This window comes from Rhodanobacter soli (assembly GCF_040548735.1).
Lineage (GTDB): Bacteria > Pseudomonadota > Gammaproteobacteria > Xanthomonadales > Rhodanobacteraceae > Rhodanobacter > Rhodanobacter soli_A.
Map to the genome: position 1 here is coordinate 2,131,078 of NZ_JBEPSD010000001.1, position 22,640 is coordinate 2,153,717.

General features: G+C 68.5%; 13 protein-coding genes. 8 read left to right on the forward strand and 5 right to left on the reverse strand.

The features are described from left to right. Positions 1-3: 3 nt before the first annotated feature. The 4 genes from gspD to ABIE04_RS09680 all read left to right on the forward strand — a co-directional run bounded on the left by gspD (position 4) and on the right by ABIE04_RS09680 (position 8,562). Positions 4-2,337, forward strand: a complete 2,334-nt coding sequence (gspD, locus tag ABIE04_RS09665) for a type II secretion system secretin GspD (protein ID WP_354549228.1) — start codon at positions 4-6, stop codon at positions 2,335-2,337. A 64-nt stretch (positions 2,338-2,401) separates the two neighbouring features. Beyond that, on the forward strand, positions 2,402-5,029 hold the full coding sequence (gene hrpB / locus ABIE04_RS09670) for an ATP-dependent helicase HrpB (protein WP_354549231.1): 2,628 nt from the start codon (positions 2,402-2,404) through the stop codon (positions 5,027-5,029). 136 nt (positions 5,030-5,165) lie between these two features. Then, positions 5,166-7,814, forward strand: coding sequence for a bifunctional diguanylate cyclase/phosphodiesterase (locus ABIE04_RS09675; RefSeq protein ID WP_354549846.1), 2,649 nt, complete (start codon positions 5,166-5,168; stop codon positions 7,812-7,814). 61 nt (positions 7,815-7,875) lie between these two features. Next, positions 7,876-8,562, forward strand: coding sequence for an ArsR/SmtB family transcription factor (locus tag ABIE04_RS09680; protein ID WP_354549233.1), 687 nt, complete (start codon positions 7,876-7,878; stop codon positions 8,560-8,562). 21 nt (positions 8,563-8,583) lie between these two features. Here ABIE04_RS09680 and ABIE04_RS09685 read toward each other — a convergent pair whose 3' ends face one another. After that, positions 8,584-9,978 (reverse strand): M20/M25/M40 family metallo-hydrolase, encoded by a 1,395-nt coding sequence (locus tag ABIE04_RS09685; RefSeq protein ID WP_354549236.1) that lies wholly within the window; start codon positions 9,976-9,978, stop codon positions 8,584-8,586. A gap of 160 nt (positions 9,979-10,138) precedes the next feature. After that, positions 10,139-12,655 carry a pre-peptidase C-terminal domain-containing protein gene (locus tag ABIE04_RS09690; protein ID WP_354549239.1) on the reverse strand — a complete coding sequence of 839 codons (2,517 nt, stop codon included), beginning with the start codon at positions 12,653-12,655 and terminating at the stop codon, positions 10,139-10,141. A gap of 802 nt (positions 12,656-13,457) precedes the next feature. Here ABIE04_RS09690 and ABIE04_RS09695 point away from each other — a divergent pair. Beyond that, the gene (locus tag ABIE04_RS09695) at positions 13,458-14,693 is read left to right on the forward strand and encodes a TIGR03862 family flavoprotein (RefSeq protein ID WP_354549242.1); all 1,236 of its coding nucleotides are present in this window, start codon (positions 13,458-13,460) and stop codon (positions 14,691-14,693) included. An 11-nt stretch (positions 14,694-14,704) separates the two neighbouring features. Here ABIE04_RS09695 and ABIE04_RS09700 read toward each other — a convergent pair whose 3' ends face one another. Beyond that, entirely contained in the window at positions 14,705-15,667 is a 963-nt protein-coding gene (locus ABIE04_RS09700) for a LysR substrate-binding domain-containing protein (RefSeq protein ID WP_354549244.1), read from the reverse strand. Between the two features lie 240 nt (positions 15,668-15,907). Between ABIE04_RS09700 and ABIE04_RS09705 the strand changes: the two genes are divergently transcribed. The 3 genes from ABIE04_RS09705 to ABIE04_RS09715 are packed head-to-tail and all read left to right on the forward strand — an operon-like array spanning position 15,908 to position 20,385. Further along, complete coding sequence (locus tag ABIE04_RS09705; protein ID WP_354549247.1) at positions 15,908-17,041, forward strand: DmsE family decaheme c-type cytochrome; 1,134 nt, start codon at positions 15,908-15,910, stop codon at positions 17,039-17,041. 12 nt (positions 17,042-17,053) lie between these two features. After that, positions 17,054-19,669: an MtrB/PioB family outer membrane beta-barrel protein gene (locus ABIE04_RS09710; protein WP_354549250.1), complete on the forward strand. Its 2,616-nt coding sequence runs from the start codon at positions 17,054-17,056 to the stop codon at positions 19,667-19,669. Positions 19,670-19,677: 8 nt separating this feature from the next. After that, the gene (locus tag ABIE04_RS09715) at positions 19,678-20,385 is read left to right on the forward strand and encodes a c-type cytochrome (protein ID WP_354549252.1); all 708 of its coding nucleotides are present in this window, start codon (positions 19,678-19,680) and stop codon (positions 20,383-20,385) included. Positions 20,386-20,407: 22 nt separating this feature from the next. On the opposite strand, the gene ABIE04_RS09720 is transcribed toward ABIE04_RS09715, so the two are convergent. Next, positions 20,408-21,187, reverse strand: coding sequence for a glutaminyl-peptide cyclotransferase (locus ABIE04_RS09720; protein ID WP_354549255.1), 780 nt, complete (start codon positions 21,185-21,187; stop codon positions 20,408-20,410). Positions 21,188-21,214: 27 nt separating this feature from the next. Continuing rightward, on the reverse strand, positions 21,215-22,594 hold the full coding sequence (dbpA, locus tag ABIE04_RS09725; protein WP_354549257.1) for an ATP-dependent RNA helicase DbpA: 1,380 nt from the start codon (positions 22,592-22,594) through the stop codon (positions 21,215-21,217). Between the last annotated feature and the right edge of the window lie 46 nt (positions 22,595-22,640).

Here is a 22,640-nt window from a genome sequence, read left to right on the forward strand (position 1 = left end):
TCCATGTCCCGCACGCTCACCCAGCAAATCCTGCGCACCGCCACGCTCGCCCTCGTCGTGGGCCTGGCCGGTTGCGCCAGCCTGCCGCAACCGCATGACGACGGCGCGCTGCAGCGCGAGGCGATGGCCGGCACGAAAAACCCGGTGCCGGCGCCGCTGCCGCTGAACAGCGACGGCGGCAGCCGCAGTGTCCCCGCGGCCACCGCCGAGGTCAGTCATGGCAGCGGCCAGTTCATCCGGCCCGGCGCGCTGGCCACGCCGCGTCCGGCGGCCAGCGGCAACGGCGCGGTGACGTTCAACTTCGAGAACCAGCCGGTGCAGGCGGTGGTCAAGGCGATCCTCGGCGACCTGCTCAAGCAGAACTACACGATCGTGCCCGGCGTGCAGGGCAACATCTCGTTCTCCACCTCCGAACCGGTCGATTCGAGCCAGGCGTTGCCGATCCTGGAGACCCTGCTGTCGTGGACCGGCAACGCGCTGGTGCGTCGCGACGGCGGCTACGTGGTGATGCCGCAGAAGGATGCGGTGGCCGGCAACCTGGTGCCCAGCCTCGGCGCCGCCGCGCCGCAGGGCGGCATGCAGGCGCGGCTGTTCCCGCTGCATTACATCTCCGCCACCGAGATGCAGAAGCTGATCAAGCCGTTCGCGCGGCCGGACGCGACCTTGCTGGTGGATCCGGCGCGCAACCTGCTGGTGATGTCCGGCACGCCGCAGGAGCTGGCGAACTACCAGAGCATGGTGCGCACGTTCGACGTCGACTGGCTGCGCGGCATGTCGGTGGGCGTGTTCAACCTGCAGTACGCGAACGTGGGCGAGCTGATGCCGAAGCTGGATGGCATGTTCGGCGTGCACGGCGACACCCCGCTGGCCGGCATGCTGCGCTTCATCCCGATCGAGCGCACCAACGCGCTGGTGGTGATCAGCACCCAGCCCGATTACCTGCAGGAAGTCGGCGACTGGATTGCCCGCATCGACCGCGGCGGCGGCAACGAGCCGCAGCTGTTCGTCTACGACGTGCGCAACATCAAGGCGTCGGACCTGGCGAAATACCTGGCGCAGATCTACACCAATGGCGCCGGCAGCGGCGGCGACAACGGCGGCCAGGTCGGGCCGGGCCTGGCCGGCGCCACCCTGGGCAGCGCCGAAAACGCCGGCGCGACCAGCATGGGCAGCACCGCCGGCAGCTTCGGCAACCCGGCCGATGCGTCGCGCGACGGCGGCCAGAACAATGTCAATGCGGGCGGCGGCTTCAGCGGCACCAGCGGCAACGGCCGCGAGGGCGGCGCGGCGGCCGGCGGCGGTTTCGGCAGCAGTTCGACCGGTTTCGGCAGCAACCCGGCCGGCGCCAACAACGGCGCGGCCAGCGACCAGCAGTACAGCTCCAGCGACGGCAGCGTGCGGATCAGCTCGGTCGACGGCAGCAACCAGTTGCTGGTGCGCGCGCGTCCCTCGCAGTGGGAGGAGATCAAGGGCGCGATCAACAAACTCGACAACGTGCCGCTGCAGGTGCAGATCGAGACGCGCATCCTCGAGGTCAACCTCACCGGCGAATTCCAGTTCGGCGTGCAGTGGTACCTGGAAGGACTGACCGGCAGCACCGGCAGCACGTCGGACGGCACGTTCCAGCCTGGCCAGCCATACCGGCATCGCCAGCTCGGGCTGGGCCAGGGCGGCAACGCGTTCGGCGGCGAGCCGTTCTTCTATTCCTTCCTCAACAGCGACCTGCAGGTCGCCGTGCGCGCGATGGAGACCAGCGGCAACACCAAGACGCTGTCGGCGCCGTCGATGGTGGTGATGAACAACCAGGTGGCCAGCATCGCGGTCGGCAACCAGATCCCGATCAACCAGACCAGCGTGAACACCGGCATCGGCACCCCCACCAGCTACAGCCAGGTCAACTACCTGAGCACCGGCGTGATCCTCAACGTGCAGCCGCGGATCAATCCCGGCGGCCTGGTCTACATGAACATCAGCCAGGAAGTCAGCCAGGCCGACAAGTCGGTGCCGCTGGTCAACGGCAACCCGGCCATCTCGCAGCGCAAACTGGCCACCCAGGTTGCCGTGCAGAGCGGCCAGACCGTGCTGCTGGGCGGCCTGATCCAGCAGGCCGAGGGCAACACCGATACCGGCATCCCGGGCCTCAACCGCATCCCGGTGCTGGGCCGGCTGTTCGGCAGCACCAACCGCAGCCGCAACCGTACCGAGCTGATCGTGCTGATCACGCCGCGGGTGATTCGCGGCGGCGCGGATGCGAAGCAGATCACCGACGACTACCAGAGCAAGTTCGAATCGCTGGAGCCGCTGCGCGCACCGGCTGGCGCCGGCACGAAGCCGTAGCCAAGCGCCCGCCCCAGCACGTTGCCGGGGCGGGCGCACGACGTCGCCCGCTATCATGCGCGCGATGAGTAGCGCGCCGCCTTCGTTCCCGATCACCCCGCTGCTGCCGCAGATCCGTGCGTCGCTGGCGGCGCAGCCGCGGCTGGTGCTGGAGGCGCCGCCGGGCGCCGGCAAGACCACCCAGGTGCCGCTGGCCTTGCTCGACGCGGCGTGGCTGGCCGGGCAGAAGATCGTGATGCTGGAGCCGCGCCGGATCGCGGCGCGCGCCGCCGCGCAATTCATGGCGCAGCAGCTCGGCGAAGCGGTCGGCCAGACCGTCGGCTATCGCATCCGCTTCGAGTCGAAGGTGAGCGCGGCGACCCGCATCGAGGTGGTCACCGAGGGCATCCTCACCCGCTTGATCCAGCACGATCCGGAACTGGCCGGCATCGGCGCGATCGTGTTCGACGAATTCCACGAACGGCACCTCGCCGGCGACCTGGGCGCCGCGCTGGCGCTGGACGTGCAGGCCACGCTGCGGCCGGAGCTGCGCCTGCTGCTGATGTCGGCCACGCTGGATGGCGAGCGCATCGCGGCATGGCTGGGCGCGCCGCGCATCAGCAGTCCGGGCCGCAGTTTCCCGGTGCGCGTCGACTATCCGCCGGCGCGCACCCAGGAAAGTATCGAGCACCAGCTGGCCCGCGTCGTGCGGCAAGCGCTGGAAGAGAACGACGGCGACGTGCTGGCCTTCCTGCCCGGCCGGCGCGAGATCGCGCGCACGCAGGCGGTGCTGGAAGAGACCCTCTCCCTTCGGGAGAGGGTGGCCGAAGGCCGGGAGAGGGTACGGGCGGAGCGTGGCGTCGAGGCTTCGTCGGACCCTCACCCTCGATCCCTCTCCCAGAGGGAGAGGGAAGAAAATCTCGAAGTCGTCGCGCTGCACGGCGAATTGTCGCTGGCCGAGCAGCAGGCCGCGCTGGCGCCGGCCGAGTCCGGTACGAGGCGCATCGTGCTGGCGACCAACGTGGCCGAATCCAGCATCACCCTGCCGGGCATCCGCGCGGTGATCGACAGCGGGCTCGCGCGCGAGCCGCGCTTCGATCCGAACTCCGGCTTCACCCGGCTGGAGACGGTGACCATCTCGCAGGCCTCGGCCGACCAGCGTGCCGGCCGCGCCGGTCGCGTGGCGGCGGGCACGGCGTACCGGCTGTGGCCGCAGGGCAAGCGGCTGGAGCCGGCGCGCACAGCCGAAATCACGCAGGCGGAACTGTCGGGGCTCGCGCTGGAACTGGCCGCCTGGGGCATCACGGCGAGCAGCAGCGCGGCATTGCCCTGGCTCGATCCGCCGCCGCCCGGCGCGCTGGCGCAGGCGCGCGAACTGCTGGTGAGTCTGGCCGCGCTGGACACTGATGGCCGCATCACTGCGCTCGGCCGGCGCATGCTGGAACTGGGCGCCACGCCGCGACTCGGCGCCGCCGCGCTGCGCGCGCCGCCGGAGCTGCACGCGCTGGCGGCCGACCTGCTGGCCCTGATGGAGGCACGCTCGCCACTGCGCGGCGTGCAGGCGCGCAGCGACGATTTCCGCGCCCGCGTGACCGCGCTGCATGCCTGGCGCGACCGCCGTGGTGCGGCCGCGCGCGGCGAGGTGGACAGCGGCGCGCTGGCCGCGATCGAGCAGGCCAGCAAGGGCTGGCGCCGACGCCTGGACGTGCGCACGGCGGCCAGCGGCGTGCCCGACAGCCACGCGGTCGGCGACCTGCTGCTGCACGCGTTCCCCGACCGCATCGCGCATCGCGACGACGGCAATCCGCTGCGCTACACGCTGGCCAATGGCCGCGGCGTGCGCCTGCACGAGAACACCGCGCTGCTGGGCGAGCCGTGGCTGGTGGTGCTGGACTTGCGCCTGGAGGCGCGCGACAGCCTGGTGTACGCCGCCGCACCGCTCGACCCGCGCGTGCTGGAGCGCGATTACCCGCTGCGCTTCTCCCGCGAACGTACGCTGCGCTGGAACGACGAACGCGCCGCTGCCGAAGCGTTCGACGAACGGCGTTTCGGCGCGATCGTGCTGGAGCGCCGCAGCGTGCCGGTGAAACCCGCCGATGCGCTGCCCGCCCTGCTTGCCGCCGTGCGCGCGAAGGGCCTCGACGCGTTGCCGTGGAGCGATCATGCGCGGCGGCTGCGCGCACGCATGCAGGCGCTGCGCGCATGGATGCCCGAGTTGGGCTTGCCGGATGTCTCCGAGGCGGCGCTGCTCGCTTCGCTGGAAGACTGGCTGGCGCCGCGTCTCGACGGCAGGCATCGGCTCGATGCGCTTGGCGCGGAGGAACTGACGCAGGCGCTGGCCTCGCGGCTCGACTACGAACAGCGCCGCACGCTCGACGCGCAGGCACCGGAAAGCCTGCTCGTGCCGAGCGGGCAGAGCCGCCGGCTCGAATACGCCGAGGGCGAGCCGCCGGTGCTGGCGGTGAAGCTGCAGGAGCTGTTCGGCCTGGCCGACACGCCGCGCATCGGCGGCGGGCGCATCCCGGTCACCCTGCACCTGCTGTCGCCGGCGGGCCGGCCGATCCAGGTGACCCAGGACCTGAAGGGTTTCTGGGAACGCACCTACCCGCAAGTGAAGAAGGAACTGAAGGGCCGCTACCCGCGCCACCCGTGGCCGGACGATCCGTGGACCGCCACGCCGACCCACCGGGCGAAGCCGCGCGAGCGGCGTTGAGTTGCGTCGGCGGGCATCGTGACGGGCATGGCGGTGCAACCACAACGCAGTTGTGTACCATCCGTGCTCACGGTATCGCGTGGTGGACCCCTTGCCAGGAAACAAGGATTTCGACGAGTTTGATCCGGTGACGGCGATGGACAGTCGCGGCGAGTCCGATCCCGCGATCCCGATGCCTTCGTCGTGGCGACTGACGGCCTGGCTGTGGAGCCTGCTCGCCCTGCTCACGGGACTGGCGCTGGCGCTGGCCGTGCACCATCAGCAGAAACAGCGGCAGGAGGTGGAACGGACCTTCCTCCGCGACGAACTGGCCAACAAGACCTACGCCGGGTTGCAGGGCAAGCTGCATTCGGCGGAGTCGCTGCTGCGCGCGGTGCAGACCCTGTTCCTCGCCTCGGACGAAGTGACCGCGACCGAGTTCAACAGCTTCTATAACAACCTGCATCCCCGCGAACAGTTTCCCAGCCTGCTTGCGCTGGCCTATGCGCAGCGTGAGCCGGGGCCCGATGGCGTGCACTACGTGACGCGCTGGGTCGAGCCGATGATGGGGAACGAGGCGGTGGTCGGGCTCGACGTGGGCGCGCAGCCGAACAATCTCGCCGGGCTGCTGGCCTCGCGCGACAGCGACCGGGCAACCTTGTCGGCACCGTTCCGGCCGGTGCAGCAGCCGGCTGCCGCGGGAGCGGATGACGGCATCACGCTGCGGCTGCCGGTATTCGCTCCGGGGGACCCGCCGCAGTCGGTCGAGGAGCGGCGGCAACGCCTGCGCGGCTCGATCGCGGTGTCGTTCCGGGCGAGCCGCCTGATCGGCAATGCCTTGCCGGACAAGGCGGCCCAGGAGCTGCGCCTGCGCCTCAGCGACGTCACCGATGCGCGGCACGTGCTGCCGCTGTTCGATTCGGATCCGGGCGCTGCGATGGCGACGGACGGCTACCGGTTCGAGCGCCAGCTGGCCTATGGCGGCCGGGTGTGGAACGTGTTGATGCAAGCGCGCGATTCCCACGCGCTCGCCGTCGACTGGCGCCGGTCCGCCTTGCCCGCCGGCCTGCTGGCGAGCCTGTTGCTGGCGTTGCTGGTGTACTCCATCGTGAGCACACGCCAGCGCGCGCTCGAGCTGGGTTGGCGGATGAGTCGCCGCTTCCGCGAGAGCGAGGAGCGCTTCCGTGCGTTGAACGAATTGCTGCCGGCGCTGGTGCTGCTGGCGGAGGTCGATGGCGGGCAGATCACCTACGCGAACCAGGCCTCGCGCGACCGCCTAGGCGAGCACGTGACCGAACGGCAACTGGCCGACCTGTTCGAGGACCAGGATCTGCGCACGCAACTGCAGGATGCCGACACCCGCGGCTGCAGCCGGATCGAGGCGGCCCTGCATAACGGCGAAGGCGTACGCTTCTGGGCCAGCGTGGCGATCTCGCGGGTGCTGCTGAGCGGTCGCGGCAAGCTGCTGATGGTGGCCAGCGACATCAGCGAGCAACGCCAGCTGACCGAGTTGCTGAGCCATCAGGCCAGCCACGACGCGCTGACGGAGCTGTACAACCGGCGCGAATTCGAACGCCGCCTGCACGGCGCGCTGGTGGCGACCGCGGTCGGCACTCCGCTGGCCGTGCTGCTGTACATCGACCTCGACCAGTTCAAGCTGATCAACGACACCTCCGGCCATCTCGCCGGCGACCAGTTGCTGGCCCAGCTGGCGATCGTGATGCGCAAGCAGCTGGGCGGCACCGACGTGCTGGCGCGACTCGGCGGCGACGAGTTCGGCGTGCTGGTGGCCAACGTGGCCGACCTCGCGGACGCCGAACGGATCGCCGAGCGCGTGCGCCGCTGCATCGACGGCTACGTGTTCATCTGGGAACAGCGCAGCTACACGATCAGCGCCAGCATCGGCGGCGTCGCGATCGACCGCCCCGGCATCCTGGTGAAAGACCTGCTGTCACAGGCCGACACCGCCTGCTACATGGCCAAGGAACTCGGCCGCAACCGCGTGCATTTCTATTCCGAAAGCGACGACGAAACGGTGCGCCGGCACAGCGAGATGGAATGGGCGAACCGGCTGCGCTGGGCAATCGACGAGCATCGCCTGGTGCTCACCTACCAGGAGATCTGGCCGCTGCCGCTGGCCGCCGGCGGCGAACCCGACATCGAGATGCTGCTGCGCTTCCGCGAGGAATCCGGCCAGCTGGTGGTGCCCGGTGTGTTCATGCCCGCGGCCGAGCGCTACGGCCTGATGCCGGTGGTCGACCGCTGGGTGATCGAGACCACGCTGGCGAACTTCGACCGGCTGCACCCGACCGGCGGCGTGCTGCGCATGGTGGCGATCAACCTGTCCGGCGCCAGCGTCGAGGACGAGGCGCTGGCCGGACTGATCATCGACATGCTGCGCCGTTACCGGGTGGAGCCGTCGCGGGTCTGCTTCGAGATCACCGAGACCGTGGCGGTGCGCAACCTGTCGCAGGTGGTGCGCTTCATGGAGCAACTGCGTGCGGTGGGCTGCAAGATCGCGCTGGACGATTTCGGCGCCGGCATGTCCTCGTTCACCTATTTGAAGAACCTGCCGCTGGACATCATCAAGATCGACGGCAGCTTCGTGCGCGACATGCTCACCGACCCGGTCAGCCACCTGATGGTCAGGGCGGTCACCGACATCGGCCATCGGCTCGGCCTGGAGGTGGTCGCCGAATGGGTAGCCGACGCGGAAACCGTGCAGGCGCTGGCGGCGCTGGGGGTGAACCGGGTGCAGGGTTTCAGCCTGCACCGGCCCGAACTGGCGCTGTTCCAGCGCGACTGAGGGCGCCGCCGTTTCGTTGCGCGGCGAAGCGTCCGGGCAACACGCTGGCTAGACTGCACGCATGGACGAAGCCGCACCGCTCAATCGCTACCAACTGGCCGAACTCGGTAGCCTGCTGGCCGAGCCGGCACGCGCCGCGATGCTGCTGGCCCTGGTCGACGGCACCGCGCGACCGGCGGGCGAGCTGGCGCAGGCAGCCGGGATCAGCCCGGCCACTGCCAGCGCGCATCTGCGCCGGCTGCTCGACGGCGGCCTGCTGGCGTTGCAGGCGCAGGGCCGGCATCGCTACTACCGCCTCGCCGACGAACGCGTCGCGGCGATGCTGGAATCGTTGTCGCTGGCCCGCGCCCCGGCGCTGCACGCGCTGCCGGCCAAGGGCGATGCGCAACTGCGCCGTGCCCGTTGCTGCTATCGCCACCTGGCCGGCGCGCTGGGCGTGGCGTTCTGCGCCACGTTGCTGCAACGCGACTGGCTGCACACCGGTACGCGCGGCCTGCAGCTGTTGCCTACCGGCGTCGACGCGCTGGTCGGCAGCGGACTACCGTTGCCGAACGTGGCCAGGCTGTACGGCCGCAGCTGCCTGGACTGGACCGAGCGGCGCATGCATCTGGGCGGACCGCTTGGCGTGGCGCTGACCGCGGCGATGCTCGAGGCCGGCTGGTTGCGGCCGCTGCCGCACGGCCGCGCGCTGCAACCCAGCGCCGACGGCCTGCGCCGGCTGGGCCTGCTGGGCGTGTCGCTGGATTGAGCGAGCGCTGCCGGCGCCGCTTCAGCGACCGGCGCTGCTCGACGCCGCTGCCGGCGAACGCTCGAAGCTGCCGGCATAGCCGGGGAACACCACCGGGCTCTCGTAGCCGTCGGCCGAGACCGACGACACGCCGAAAAACCAGTCGTCGATCACCACGTCCTGCAGCACCGCGTGGTCGACGTCGCCGACCGCGCGCTGGTGCTGCCATTGCGCCGCGGTGGTGTCGCGCCAGTGCACGCGATAGCCGGCGGCGCCGGGCACCTTGCGCCAGCTGAGCGTGGTGTCGGTGGCCAGCGCGCCCTTGCTGTCGACACCGGTGGGCGGCGCGGGCGCGCGACTCAGTGCGGCCATGGTGATGGCGTTCAATGCGGTGACGCGGGCGAGGTAGCGGAAGTCGATGCCGTCGATGGTGTCGCCGTAGCGTACGCCGCCCTCGCTGCGCAGGTCCTGGTGCTGCCGGGTGTAGTTCTCGTGCGCCTCGGTGACCCGCACGGCGGGGTAGCCCGCTTCCAGGAACGGCACCTGGTCGCCGCCGCGGCCGTAGCGGTCGGTGCGGTAGACCATGCGCACCTGGAAGTCGGGCAGGTAGCTGTCGGCGAGGCGGTCGATGTAGCGGGCGAGGTTGCGCGAGGGAGAATCCACCTCGCCGCCGTGGTAGCGGCGGTAGTCCGCCTCGGCTGCCGTCTCGTTGCTCTTGGTGCCCTCGGAGAACACGCGCACGTGGGTGTTGTCGATCACGCCGTTCTGGCCCTGGCTGTTCCCCACGATGTCGTTGTTGAGCTGGGCCTCGACCTGCCAGCCGTGCGCAACGGCGTAGTCGGCCAGCACCTTGCCGCCGTACAGGCCCTGCTCCTCGCCGGACAAGGCGGCGAATACCAGGGTGGCGTCGTTGTCCTGTTTCGACAGCAGCCGCGCCGCCTCGATCAAGGCAGCGACGCCGGAAGCGTCGTCGTTGGCGCCGGGCGCGTCGCTGGTGGCGTTCATCACGTCGGTGACGCGCGAGTCGAGGTGGCCGGTCATCACGATCACCCGGTTCGGGTCGCGCTTGCCGCGCTTGATCGCGACCACGTCCATCACTTCGGTCGGTTTTGGTGCGCGCTTGCCGGTGAACGTCTGCGACGGGGTGATCACCTCGATGCAGCCGCCGCAGTCACGCGAGATCGCCTCGAAGCGCGACTTCACCCAGCGTCGCGCGGCGCCGATGCCGCGTGTATCGGATGTCGTGTCGGACAGGGTGTGGCGGGTGCCGAAGCCGACCAGCTTCGTGATCGTGGCGCGCAGTTCCACCTCGCTGGGGGCGTGAGCCAGCGCATGCAGTGCCGGCTGTTCATGCGGCATCGCCGGCGCGGGTTGCGCCGCTGCGGCGGTCGATGTGGCGAGCAGGGCGAACAGGAGCAGGGAGGTGATCCGGGACATCGCGTGCATTCTCCGGCGGTAAAGCCGGCACGATACAACGTTGGCGCAACGGGCCGATGTGCGCTTGCACCATCGAAAACCACGAGGCCCGGTCGTTGCCGGCCGGGCCTCGGGTTGCTGCCGGCGCGCTTCCTTGCGCGCCGGTGCTGCAGTCAGCCGCTTACGGCGTGTAGCTGCCGGTCAGCGTGACGCCGCTGTAGCTGCTGTAGGCACGCACCATGACGTAGTACGTGCCCGCCGTCGGCGCCGAGGCGGTGCAGCTCTCGCTGTTGCCGGTGACGTACGGACGGCAGTCGTAGCTGCTGGTGGTCGGCGTCGAACCGAGCTTGACGTACAGGTCGGCGTCGCCGGTGCCGCCGGCGATCTTGATGTTGAGATTACTGGCCCCGCTCGGCACGACCATCGTGTAGTACAGGGCGTTGCCCGTGGTCGCGCTCAGGCCGGACACCGGCACGCCGTTCTGCAGCACGTTGCCGCCGCCGCTGCTGGTGCTCCAGGTGGCCTTGACGCTGACCCCGGAGAACGCGGTGTAGCCGTTCAGCATGACGTAGTAGGTGCCGGCCTGCGGCGAGGCCACGGTGCAGCTCTCGTTGTTGCCGGTGACGTACGGGCGGCAGTCGTAGCTGGACAGGGTCGGGGCGGAGCCGAACTTCGTGTACAGGTCGGCATCGCCGGTACCGCCGGACTCGGAGATCACCAGGTTGCTGGCGCCGGCCGGGATCACCACGGTGTAGAACAGCTGCGCGCCGGTGGCACCGGACTGGCCGGTGAGCGCCACGCCGTTCTGCAGCACGTTGCCGCCACCGCCACCGCTGGAGACCGTCACCGACTGCGTCTTGGTGTTGGTCGCGCCGCTGTTGTCGGTTACCTGCAGCGATACGGTATAGGTGCCGGCGGCGCTGTAGGTGTGGCTCGGGTTGGTCGCGGTCGAGGTGCTGCCGTCGCCGAAGTTCCACGAGCGCGAGGCGATCGAGCCGTCGCTGTCGGTGGAGCTGTCGGTGAAGTTCACGGTCAGGCCGCTGATCGAATCGCTGAAGTTGGCGACCGGCGGCACGTTGGCCGGCGGCGAACCGCCACCGATGTCGTTGGCGGCGCCGCTGATGATCAGTTCGCCGCGACCGGTGGCCAGGTCGTAGCCGGCGCTGGCGGTCTCGCCGCCGTTGTTGCCCGAGGTGATGTCGTGGAAATCGGACGCCGGCAGCTGGTACAGCAGCGGTGCGGCAAAGCCGACGTTGGAACCCTTGATCGCGATGACGCGCGCCCAGGCACCGGCAAACAACGGAGCGGACAGGCTGGTGCCGCCGTATTGCTGGGTGGCACCGTTGACGATGATCTTCGAGCCCGAGTTGGGATCGGCGTCATAGGCGATGTCCGGCAGACCGCGCTTGCTGCCCGGAGCCACGCCGTTCTGCCAGCTGGGCTGCGGCTCGAAGGTGCTGGAGCTGCCGCCGCCGCTGGTCCACACGGTGGCGCTGGTCCAGGTGGTGGTGGAAGCGTTCAGGGTGGTGCCGCCCACCGCCACCACGTACTGCGACGCGGCCGGCCAGCTCGGCGTGACACCGCCGTCGCCGCACTCGTCGGCGCCGGAGTCGCCGGTGGAAATGGAGAAGGTCTGCCCCTGCGCCACCGCCTGCTGGAAGATCTGGTCCTGCGCTGCGGCCGAGCCGTCGCCCTGCGCACTGGTCTCGCACTCGCCCAGCGACACGTTGATGATCTTGGTGGCGTTGGCGTTGACGATGGTGTTGAAGTCGGCGGTGAGGTTGGCGTTGGACAGGGTCGGGATGTTGTAGAAGATCAGGCTGCCGACCTGGCCGCCGGCCATGCCGACGACGTCCTGGCTGTCCAGGCTCCATTCGCCCAGGCCGCTGGTGTCGGTGCTGGTGCCGTTGGTGTTGACGGTCTGCGTGGTGACCGTAGCCAGGCCGTTCTGCGAGGTGAACGTGTTGAGGTCGGTGATGGTCTGGGTGATCTTGCCCTGGGTGACGATGCCCACCGGGACGCCGGCCGCCGTGGCCACGCCGTTGCCGCCGTAGATCGACGAGAACTCGGTCGGGTTGTGGCCGGTCACCGCCTGGGTGGTGTAGCCAGCCTGCATCGGCTTGGCGAAGGTGTGCGCCTGGTGCACGCTCTGCAGGCCGATCACCGACAGCACGCTGTCCTGCAGCGCGGCCGGAATCTGCACGCCGCTGTTGTTCATGAAGGCCATCCGGCCTTCCTTCGTGCGCACCTTGGTGAAGCTGGTCTTGAACGCGGCCTGCGCGGTATCCGCGCGGCCATCCGCCGAGACCATCAGGCGGTTCGATGCGATGTGAACATGGGTGAAGCCGGCCGCGGTCAACCACGCCGCCACTTGATTGGCCTGATCCGCGGTCGGCGAATAATTGTCGACAAACTGCTGGTGCGACATCTTGTGTTCCACCATCGACAGGGTCGAAGTCCTGGCCGTGGCCAGGAAGGTGTGCAGCTGGGCCGGGTTGCGCAGCTTCAGCGCAACTTCAATGTGCATCGGCTGCGAGGTGGCCAGCGGACCGGTGACCACATCCCCCTGGCGCAGCTGGGTGGCGTGCTGGTTCAGTGCAACGAAGGCATGGCTGTTTGCTGACGTGGCGTTGGCCGACGCGATGGCGGCCATGCCGATGGCGGCAGTCAGCAAGGTGAGACGAAAATGGCTTGGCATTTGTGAAGCTCCCAAAATGTTTTTTCGAGGCGAACGAAGCCGCTGGGGCCACGTGGACCTCATGAAGTGAGCGCCGTGGATACGGCGCCATGGTTTTTTTGGATTGCCCAGCGATCCCGTGCGTACTGCGATCGACCCTCCCCCCGTCAATCCCTCCGGGATGTCGCGCAGGTCTGCCGCCGGATAAATAAACGTCGGTGGCGTGACGTCATCACGGGATCATTCGTCAAGCTCCCCATTGGCGAACTGGTTGACGGTAGGGTTTTCGACCGAAAACCGTCAATAGGATTTTTTCAGGGATCGGGTGATTGCCATCACATAATTATCGGATTATGAAAAAGGCTGGATGACGTAATTAACTACGATTTTCGAATGAGCGAACAAATCGGAAGTTGGCGCCTGCAGATGGCTTCGTACTGCCGGTTTTGCGCTCGAGACGGCACGGTGAATCCAGTTTTCAGCGGGAAAATCGGCACCGTGGCGGTATTATCTCGATCTGCGCCTGCGGCATCTTTGCGCCGCATTTATTTCCCGGGCTTGGCGATTTATTGGCGTAATTAGTTACGTTTGGAACGATAGTATTATTGATGCTCCGAAAGATATTGCCTCGATGCGCCCTATTGCACCCTGGCATTTCAGCGCATGTCCAGCCATGTCCGATTCATCGTGGAATGCTCCGTGGCGCAGCGTTGCCCGGATCCAACGGAGTGCGTGGCATGGTGGCGCGATAGATCGCCCACTCGCCGCCGTAGTGCTGAAGCTGCAGGTTCATTCCGCACAGGCGGCATGCGACCATGCACGGATGACCCGGACAGCCTTTCCCCGACTGGCGATCATCGGCGGCGGTCCGGCGGGGCTGATGGCGGCCGAGGCCGCGTGTGCGGCCGGCGTGGCGGTCGACCTGTACGACGCGAAGGGCTCGGTCGGGCGGAAATTCCTGTTGGCCGGCAAGGGCGGGCTCAACCTCACCCATGGCGAACCCCGCGCGCGTTTCGTCGAACGCTACGGCAGGCGCCATGGCGAGGTGGGGCGCTGGCTTGACGCGTTCGATGCGGATGCGCTGCGCGCGTGGGCGCATGGACTCGGCGTGGAAACCTTTGCCGGCAGTTCCGGCCGGGTATTTCCCGCCGACCTGAAGGCGGCGCCGTTGCTGCGCGCCTGGCTGCGACGCCTGCGCGAGTCCGGCGTGACGTTTCACATGCATCATCGCTGGCTCGGCTGGCAGGCGCATGACACCTTGCACTTCGCCACTCCACAGGGTGAGTGCGCGGTGCCGGCCAAGGCGGTCATCCTGGCGCTCGGCGGTGCCAGCTGGCCGCAGCTCGGCTCCGATGGCGCCTGGGTAAAGCCGTTGCAGGAAATGGGGATCGACATCGCGCCGCTGCAACCGGCGAATTGCGGTTTCGAACTCGAGTGGAGCGAGCATCTTTCCAGCCGCTTCGCCGGCGCCCCGCTGAAACCGGTGGTGGCGCATTGGGTGGACCGTCGCGGTGTTGCCCGCTCGCGCCAGGGTGAGTTCGTGCTCAGCGAATACGGCATCGAGGGCAGCCTGATCTACGCGATCGGCGCCGAGTTGCGCGAGCAGATCCGCGAGCACGGCGAAGCGCTGCTGCGCCTGGATCTGGTACCTGGCTACACCGAAGCGGCACTCGCCGAACGCCTTGCCGCGCCACGCGGCAAGCACAGCATCGGCGACTGGCTGCGCCGCCGCGCCGGGCTGGACGCGGCGAAGTGCGCGCTGGTGTTCGAGCTCGCCGACAAGCCCACCCTGGCCGATCCGCTGGCGCTGGCGGCGCGGCTCAAGGCCTTGCCGCTGCGCCTGCGCGCGCCGCGGCCGGTCGCCGAGGCGATCAGCACGGCCGGCGGCGTGCGGCTGGAGGCGCTGGATGAAGACCTGATGCTGCACGCCCGTCCCGGCGTGTTCTGCGCCGGCGAGATGCTGGACTGGGAGGCGCCCACCGGCGGCTACCTGCTGACTGCCTGTTTCGCCAGCGGCCTGATCGCCGGCCGCGGTGCGGCCCGCTGGCTGGCTGCGTAGCCGGCCCGGTTTCAGCCGGCGATCAGGCCTGCCGGTGCGGGTTTCACATTCTCGGCCAGCACGCCCTGCTGCGTGCGGCGCAATACCTGCGGCATGTGCTGAGCCACGAACTCGATGAAGCTGCGCAGCGCCGGGGTGTGGCCGTGGCGCGAGGGGTACACCGCGTGCACGTTGCCGGCCGGCAGCGACCACGCCGGCAGCAGCGGCACCAGCCGGCCTTCGGCAATCGGTCCGCGGCAGACGAACTGCGGCAGCTGCGCCGCGCCGACGCCGCCGATCACCGCCTGGTACAGCACCTGCAGGTCGTCGCTGGTCAGGCTGGGGTGGTGTTCCACTTGCTGGGTGCGGCCGTCGGCGGCTTGCAGGTGCCAGAAGTGCCGCCCTTCGGCGCTGATCAGGCCCACGCTGGAAAGACGCTTGAGCTCCAGCGGCTGGGTCGGCTGGCCCTGGCGTCGCAACAGCTCGGGACTGGCCACCAGTACCTGCGGGTCCATGCCGTAACTGCGCATCACCAGGCTGGAGTCCTTGAGCGAATCGTGCACGCGGAACGCGATGTCGTAACCGCCGGCGATCACGTCGACCTGGTGGTGGCAGATGTCGAGGTCGACCTGCACCTCGGGATGGCGCCGCAGGAAGTCGACCAGGATCGGCGCCAGCAGCAATTGCGCGAACAGCACCGGGCAGGCCACGTGGATGCGTCCGCGCGGCGCGGCCTGGGCTTCGTCGATGACGCGCTGGGTCTGCTCGGCGGCGGCCAGCAGCTGCCGGCATTGTTCGTAGTAGCGCTGGCCGATCTCGCTGACGTGCGAGCGCCGCGTGGTGCGCTGGATCAGCCGCACGCCGAGGCTGGCCTCCAGCCGCGCCACCCGGAAGCTCAGCTGCGACTTGGCCACGCCCAGCGCCTTGCTGGCGGCGGTGAACGAACCCAGCTCCACCACCTGCACGAAGTAGTAAATGTCGTTGAGATCCTGCACAACTTGTCCTTGCGGCCCGGATCAGGCTAGCGCGATGCGGCGCAATGTCTTGTTGCGACGCACAATCACCGGGAATTGTTCTGTGATCATGGACATTCAACGCAATCAAAAAGGCTTAACAATCTTTCACCTCCGGGTGAATACTCCGGCTTGGGACAAGGCCGGCCGCCAAGGAATTCGTACCGGGCAGGGGCGTCGGCCGATTGCGGTTTGTTCACGCTAGCCAAGGGGCTTCAAGCCATGCGTGTGATTTCGTTGTTTCCTGCCGCCTTGCTGTGCGTGGTGCTGGGTGCCGGGGGCATCCTCTCGGGATCCTGGGGTGCGCGGGCTCAGCAGGCGACCGCCCCCGCGCCGGCAGATTCCGCGCACAGCCCGTCCAGCGCGCTCAGCCAGAGCGATATCGCGAAGATGTTGCCGGCCACCGACATGGGCGCAGGCGCGGCGCGGGCGAACAATCCGCATCTGCCGCCGGCAAGCGACAGCCCGGCCACGCCGTTCGATGCCGCGTCCATTCCGGCCAATCCGCTGGCACCGAACGCCGATCCGGTCGGTGCAAAGACCTGCGTGGCCTGTCATTCGCAGGAAAACATGCAGGCGTCGCACAGCCTGCACGTCGCCTCGTTCCGCGCCGGTGCGGCGAACAGCGGCCCGCAGGCCGCCTGCGAAAGCTGCCACGGCCCGGGCTCCGAGCACGCCAAGAACCCGACCGCGCCGGGCTCGATCATCGCTTTCACCCACGATGCGAAAACCCCGCCGCAAGTCCAGGCCGGGGTGTGCCTCAGCTGCCATGCCGGTGGCGCACGCCAGCACTGGATCGGCTCGATCCACCAGAACCGCGGCCTGTCCTGCACCGATTGCCACAACCCGATGGCGCGGCTGTCGCCCGAAGGCGTGCTGGCGAAGTCGTCGATCAACGAAGTCTGCTCGACCTGCCACCAGGACATCCGCGCCAAGTTCAACCGCCGCTCGCACATGCCGCTGCCGGAAGGGCAGATGGCCTGCACCGACTGCCACAACCCGCACGGCTCGATCACCAAGCCGCTGCTGAAGACCGACACGGTCAACGAGACCTGCTACACCTGCCACGCGGAGAAGCGCGGGCCATTCCTGTTCGAGCACGCGCCGGTGCGCGCGAACTGCCTCAACTGCCACGACGTGCATGGCTCCAACCAGCAGACCCTGCTGGTCGCACCGATCCCGATGCTGTGCCAGCAGTGCCACACCATGACGCTGCACCCGAACGACCTGCAGAGCGCGGCCGGACTCGGCAACGGTCCGCACCCGGACGAGCGGCTGATCGGGCGCGGCTGCCTGACTTGCCACAGCAATATCCACGGCTCGAACAATCCTTCCGGACCGAAGTTCCACAAGTGACGGAGGCGGACGATGCTTGCGCTGAAAGTAAATCGCACGACGCCGACGACCTTGGCCGTGGCTTTGCTGTGCGGTCTGTTCGGCACGCAGGGCGCGCTGGCCGGTGATACCAGCGGCACCATGCGCGTGGGCGACATGCAGTTCGGCAATGCGCTCGACCTGCGCGGCTGGACACCGATGCTGCAGCCGGCCGATCCCGACGGCATGTCGTACCTGCATGCAGGCATGCTGCGCACGCCGACCGGCGCGCTGTATCCGTATCCGCCGATGGTCGACGCCGGCAAACCGGTGGGCCAGGGCGACTGGACCTATGCCGGGGTGCTCGACTTCGGTTACCTGCACGTCGGCGGCGACCGCAACGCGGAATATTTCCGCCAGTACGCCGACTGGAAAAGCGGCGCCGTGCTGGGTTTGTTCGGCCTCCAGTTCGACAACCGCAAGACCGGCAGCTATGTCGAATTCCGCGGCAGCCGACTCAGCGGCGACGATCAGTTCTATCGCCTGCGCGGCGGACGCTATGGAAGCTACCGGATAGAAGCGTTCTATCGCGACATGCCGCATACGGTGTCGACCAATGCCTACCCGATCTGGAATGGCGTCGGCAGCACCGACCTGACCCTGCCCGCGCCGCTGGTGGCCGGCGCCAGCACGCCGGCCCAGGTGGCCGCTGTATCGGCCGCCACGCCACGGCGCAGCATCGGGCTCACCCGCACGCGCGAAGGGCTCAGCTACGAGGGCGTGCTGTATCGCAACTGGATCGGCTCCGCCGCGATCACCAACGAGAAGCGCACAGGGACCCGCCTGTGGGGCGGCTCGATGTTCTTCAACTTCCCGTTCCCGGACAACGGCGGCATCCTGGAAACGGTGCGGCCGATCGACTTCCGCACCACCGACATCAACCTCAGCGTGCGCAACGTCGGCAAGCTGTGGCACTTCCTCGCGACCTACAACGGCTCGTTCTTCCGCAACCACAAGGACCACCTGAATTTCGAGAGCCCGTTCGCCCTGTACAACGTGGTCGGCACGCCGCAGGTGGCCGACATCAAGGACGGCCAGTTCTCGCTCGAGCCGGACAACGACTACCACAACGTGCGGCTGGACCTGTCGCGCGAACTGAAGTGGAACGGCCAGTTCACCGTGGCCGGCGCGTGGGGCACGATGCGCCAGAATGATGCGCTGCTGCCACCGACCACCTGCACCGGCACCGGCGGCATCTTCATCGCGCCGCCGGCCGACTACACCTTCCAGTGCGCGAACTGGAACACCACCGCGGCGCTGTCGCAGAAGAGCGCGAATGCGCGCATCGACACCGGCCTGCTCGATGCGCGGGTCACCTTCCATCCCACCCCCGCCTTCGGCTGGCATGCCGGCCTGCGCTGGTATCGCGAAGACAACAAGACCCGCTACCTCGCCTATAACCCGCTCACCGGCCAGTACGGCTACATCTCCGAGAACGGCTCGCAGGGCAGCGTGGTGCCGGGCGAGACCGGCATTTTCGACCCGACCAATCCGCTGTATCAGTCGGTCAACGTCACCGTGCGCAACGTGCCGTTCGGCTACACCGACACGATCCTCGAACTGGGCGCGGACTGGCAGCTCGGGCGCAAGACCTCGCTCGGCGTCACCTACACCTACGACCACAACCGGCCGAAGTATCGCGAGCGCAAGCGCGTCGACGACCAGCGCATCAAGTTCGACTGGGTCAGCCGCGATGTCATCGGCGCCACCGTGCGGTTGAGCTGGGAATACGCCAAGCGCGACGGCGACAAGTACAACTACGATCCGTACGTGCAGTTCTTCTCCGAGTCGCTGCCCGGTTTCGTCGATCCGGCCAACGGCCTGCCGGCGCATACCGTCGCCGACATGCGCAAGTACGACCTGTCCGACCGCACCGAGAGCAAGGCGCGCGCGATCGTCACCTACCCGTGGGGCGACTCGGCCACGCTGTCGGCCACCTTCTACGGCAACCGCGATCAATACGACGCGCTGATCGGCCGGCAGAACACCCGCACCACCGGCGCCACCTTGCAGTGGGACTGGCAGCCGACCCCGGCGACCACGATGAACGCCTACCTCGGCGCGGAAACCTCGCGCATGGGCATCTCCAACGTCAACGATGCGGACGGGCCGGACAACGGCGCCGTCTTCGGCACGCCCGAGCAGGTCAACCCCGATCTCGGTGGGCCGCTGTATCCGTACGCGAACCAGTGGTGGGAGTTCGACCGCGAGAGCAATCGCAACGCGGGCTTGAGCTTCAGCCACGATTTCGGTCGCGCGCGCGCCGATGTCAGCTACAACTACACCGGTTCGTTCGGTCACGTCGGCTACAACTACGCCACCATCGGCGCGCTGGCCACCCGCGATCCGGCCTCGGTGGCGGCCGCAGCGGCGGGCTTTCCCGACAACAAGTACCGCACCAACACGCTCGACCTGGGCCTCAGCTTCCGCGTCAACCGCAACGTCGGCGTGCGCCTGTACGGCCGCTACGAGACCGGCGCCTTCAGCGACTGGCACTACGCCGGGCTCGACAACACGCTCAGCTACGACCACCGCCTCTACACCGACAAGGGCGGCCAGCTGCACTACAACGTGAGCCTGGTCGGCGTCATGTTGAACCTGAAGTTGTAGGAGCCGTGATGACGTATCGCACCAGTCTCCTGTTGGCTTGCCTGCTGATGTCGACTGCCGCGCTCGACGTCGCCGCACAGCAACCCGCCACCGCGACGTCCGCTGCGCCGGTCGGCGTGCTGGACCTGCGCCGCATGCAGCCGGTCAGCGGCGATGCCCACGCCGGCGCGGCCAAGGCCGCGGTATGCGCGGCCTGCCACGGCCCGCAGGGCGTGGCGATCGCGCCGAACTTTCCGAACCTGGCCGGACAATCGGCCACCTACCTGTACGTGCAGCTGAAGGAATTCCACGACGGCCAGCGCAATGACCCGGTGATGACCGGCCAGGCCGCCGCGCTGAGCGACGCCGACATGCGCGACCTGGCCAGCTACTACGCCGCGCTGGCGCCGAAGCCGGCCGGCCAGGCCGATGCGAATTCGCGCGGCGCGCAGCTGTACCTGGCCGGCGATCCGGCGCAGGGCATACCACCGTGCCAGGGCTGCCACGGCCCGGCCGGGCTGGGCCCGCAGCCGCATCCGAGCAGCGCGCCGCAGCCGCCGTGGGCGACCTTCCCGCATCTGCGTGGTCAGTCCGGCTTGTACGTGACCAAGCAACTGGGCGACTTCAAGAGCGGCGCGCGCGGCGGCAGCAGCAATGCGAAGGTGATGCATGGCATAGCGGCCACGCTCGGCGACGACGACGTGCAGGCGCTGTCGACCTATCTGAATACGCTGTGACGCCACCGGCCGCGACGCGGGTTTACCGTGCGGGCCGCTTCACCAGCTTGATCTCGAACAGCTGCGGCCAGCACTTGCCGGTGACGAACAGGCGCTTGTGTTCCGCGTCCCAGGCGATGCCGTTGAGCACGTCGTCGCCGGGATTCGGCAGCTGGTTGATGTCGAACAGGCCGGCGAGGTCGACCCAGCCCACCACATGCCCGCTGGCCGGGTCGATCCGCGCGATGCGGTCGGTCAGCCACACGTTCGCGTAGATCTCGCCGTCGACCCACTCCAGCTCGTTGAGGTGGGTCACCGGCGCGCCGTCGGCGGTCACCGTGATGCGGCGGACCACCTGTAGCGTTTCCGGATCCAGCACGCGCAGCACCGGTGTGCCGTCGCTCATGTACAGGTGCGTGTCGTCGCGGGTCAGCGCCCAGCCTTCGCCCTCGTAGCTGAAGCTGCGTTGCGGCGTGAAGCTGGCCAGGTCGTAGACGAAGCCGGTGCCGCTCTGCCAGGTGAGCTGCACCAGCCGATCCTTCCAGGCGACGATGCCCTCGCCGAAGTACTGCTTCGGCAGGCGATGCCGCTGCACCACGTCGCCCGTCTCCAGCGCCACCTTGCGCACGCTGGACTGGCCGACCTGGCCGGTGCTCTCGTAGAGGTAGCCATCCTTGTAGAACAGCCCCTCGGTATAGGCGCCGGTGTCGTGCGGGTAGGCGCGCAGGACCTGGTAGCCGTAGACCGGGATGTCGGTGGCGTGCGCGACAGCGCTGCCGGCGAGCAGGGCGAAGGCGAGGAGGCGGATGGACCAGCGCGGCATCGGATCGGCTTCCGGGAGTCGGGGCGCCTAGCCTAGCGGACGCACGCGGAAATTGCGGCCCTTGATCCGGCCCGCGCGCAGGCGCTCCAACGCCTTGTTCGCCAATGCGCGGCTGATCGCCACGTAGGCGCGGGTGGCGAACACGTCGATCTTGCCGATGTCCTTCGCGTCCAGCCCGGCGTCGCCGGTGAGTGCGCCGAGAATGTCGCCGGGACGCAGCTTGTCCTGCCGGCCGGCGTCGATCACCAGCGTCTTCATCGGCGCCAGGTGCAGGGTCTTGCCGCGCGGCGGCGCGATCTTCAGTGCGCGCCAAGGCAGCGGCGCGCCGTTGAGTTCCTCGATGTTCGCCGCCTTCGGCCGCTCGCGCGGCGTGCACAAGGTGATCGCCAGGCCCGATTCGCCGGCGCGGCCGGTGCGGCCGATGCGATGGGTGTGGGTGTCCGGATCGTGCGCGACGTCGTAGCTCAGCACCAGCGGCAGCGCCACGATATCCAGCCCGCGCGCGGCCACGTCGGTGGCGACCAGCACGGCGCAGCTGCGGTTGGCGAAGCGCACCAGCACCTCGTCGCGGTCGCGCTGCTCCATGTCGCCGTGCAGGGCCAGTGCGGAGAAGCCGCGGCGGTCCAGTTCCTGCGCCACCGCGTCCACGTCGCGGCGCATGTTGCAGAACACCAGTGCGTGCTCCCCGCGCTCGCCGGCCAGCAACTGCGCCAGTGCATCCAGTTTCTGCGCCGGATCCACCTCGATGAACTGCTGCTCGATCGCCGGCTTCTGCTCGGACGGCGTGTCCACCGTGACCACCACCGGATCCTTCTGCACGCGCTGGCTCACCGCGCGGATCTCGTCCGGATAGGTGGCCGAGAACAGCAGGGTCTGATGGTGTTTCGCGATGCGCCCGATGATGTCGTCGATAGCCTCGGCAAAGCCCATGTCGAGCATGCGGTCGGCCTCGTCCAGCACCAGCACCTTGATGCCGCCGCCGTGCAGGCTGGCGCGCTTCAGGTGCTCCTGCACGCGGCCGGGCGTGCCCACCACGATATGCGGATCGTGCGTCAGCGAAGCCAACTGCGGGCCCAGCGGCATGCCGCCGCACAGGGTCAGCAGCTTCACGTTCGGGATGTTCGCGGCCAGCTTGCGGATCGCCTTGCTGACCTGGTCGGCCAGTTCGCGGGTGGGGCACAGCACCAACGCCTGCAGCCGGATCGTGTCCACGTCGATCGATTGCAGCAGGCTCAGCCCGAACGTCGCGGTCTTGCCGCTGCCGGTCTGCGCCTGTGCGATCACGTCGCGCCCTTCCAGCATCGGCGGCAGGCTTTGCGCCTGCACCGGGGTCATCTCGGTGTAGCCGAGCGTCTCGACGCTGGCGAGCAGGGCGGGTTTGAGCGGGAGCGTGCTGAACGTGGTCATCCGCGCATGATCGCATCTATGCCGCGCCCATGCTGCTGGCGCCGGG

Excerpts from the sequence above, each read along its gene's own strand:
- gspD (WP_354549228.1), top strand. The coding sequence starts at position 4 with ATGTCCCGCACGCTCACCCAGCAAATCCTGCGCACCGCCACGCTCGCC.
- hrpB (WP_354549231.1), top strand. The coding sequence starts at position 2,402 with ATGAGTAGCGCGCCGCCTTCGTTCCCGATCACCCCGCTGCTGCCGCAG.
- ABIE04_RS09675 (WP_354549846.1), top strand. The coding sequence starts at position 5,166 with ATGGACAGTCGCGGCGAGTCCGATCCCGCGATCCCGATGCCTTCGTCG.
- ABIE04_RS09680 (WP_354549233.1), top strand. The coding sequence starts at position 7,876 with ATGGACGAAGCCGCACCGCTCAATCGCTACCAACTGGCCGAACTCGGT.
- ABIE04_RS09685 (WP_354549236.1), bottom strand. The coding sequence starts at position 9,978 with ATGTCCCGGATCACCTCCCTGCTCCTGTTCGCCCTGCTCGCCACATCG.
- ABIE04_RS09690 (WP_354549239.1), bottom strand. The coding sequence starts at position 12,655 with ATGCCAAGCCATTTTCGTCTCACCTTGCTGACTGCCGCCATCGGCATG.
- ABIE04_RS09695 (WP_354549242.1), top strand. The coding sequence starts at position 13,458 with ATGACCCGGACAGCCTTTCCCCGACTGGCGATCATCGGCGGCGGTCCG.
- ABIE04_RS09705 (WP_354549247.1), top strand. The coding sequence starts at position 15,908 with ATGCGTGTGATTTCGTTGTTTCCTGCCGCCTTGCTGTGCGTGGTGCTG.
- ABIE04_RS09710 (WP_354549250.1), top strand. The coding sequence starts at position 17,054 with ATGCTTGCGCTGAAAGTAAATCGCACGACGCCGACGACCTTGGCCGTG.
- ABIE04_RS09715 (WP_354549252.1), top strand. The coding sequence starts at position 19,678 with ATGACGTATCGCACCAGTCTCCTGTTGGCTTGCCTGCTGATGTCGACT.
- ABIE04_RS09720 (WP_354549255.1), bottom strand. The coding sequence starts at position 21,187 with ATGCCGCGCTGGTCCATCCGCCTCCTCGCCTTCGCCCTGCTCGCCGGC.
- dbpA (WP_354549257.1), bottom strand. The coding sequence starts at position 22,594 with ATGACCACGTTCAGCACGCTCCCGCTCAAACCCGCCCTGCTCGCCAGC.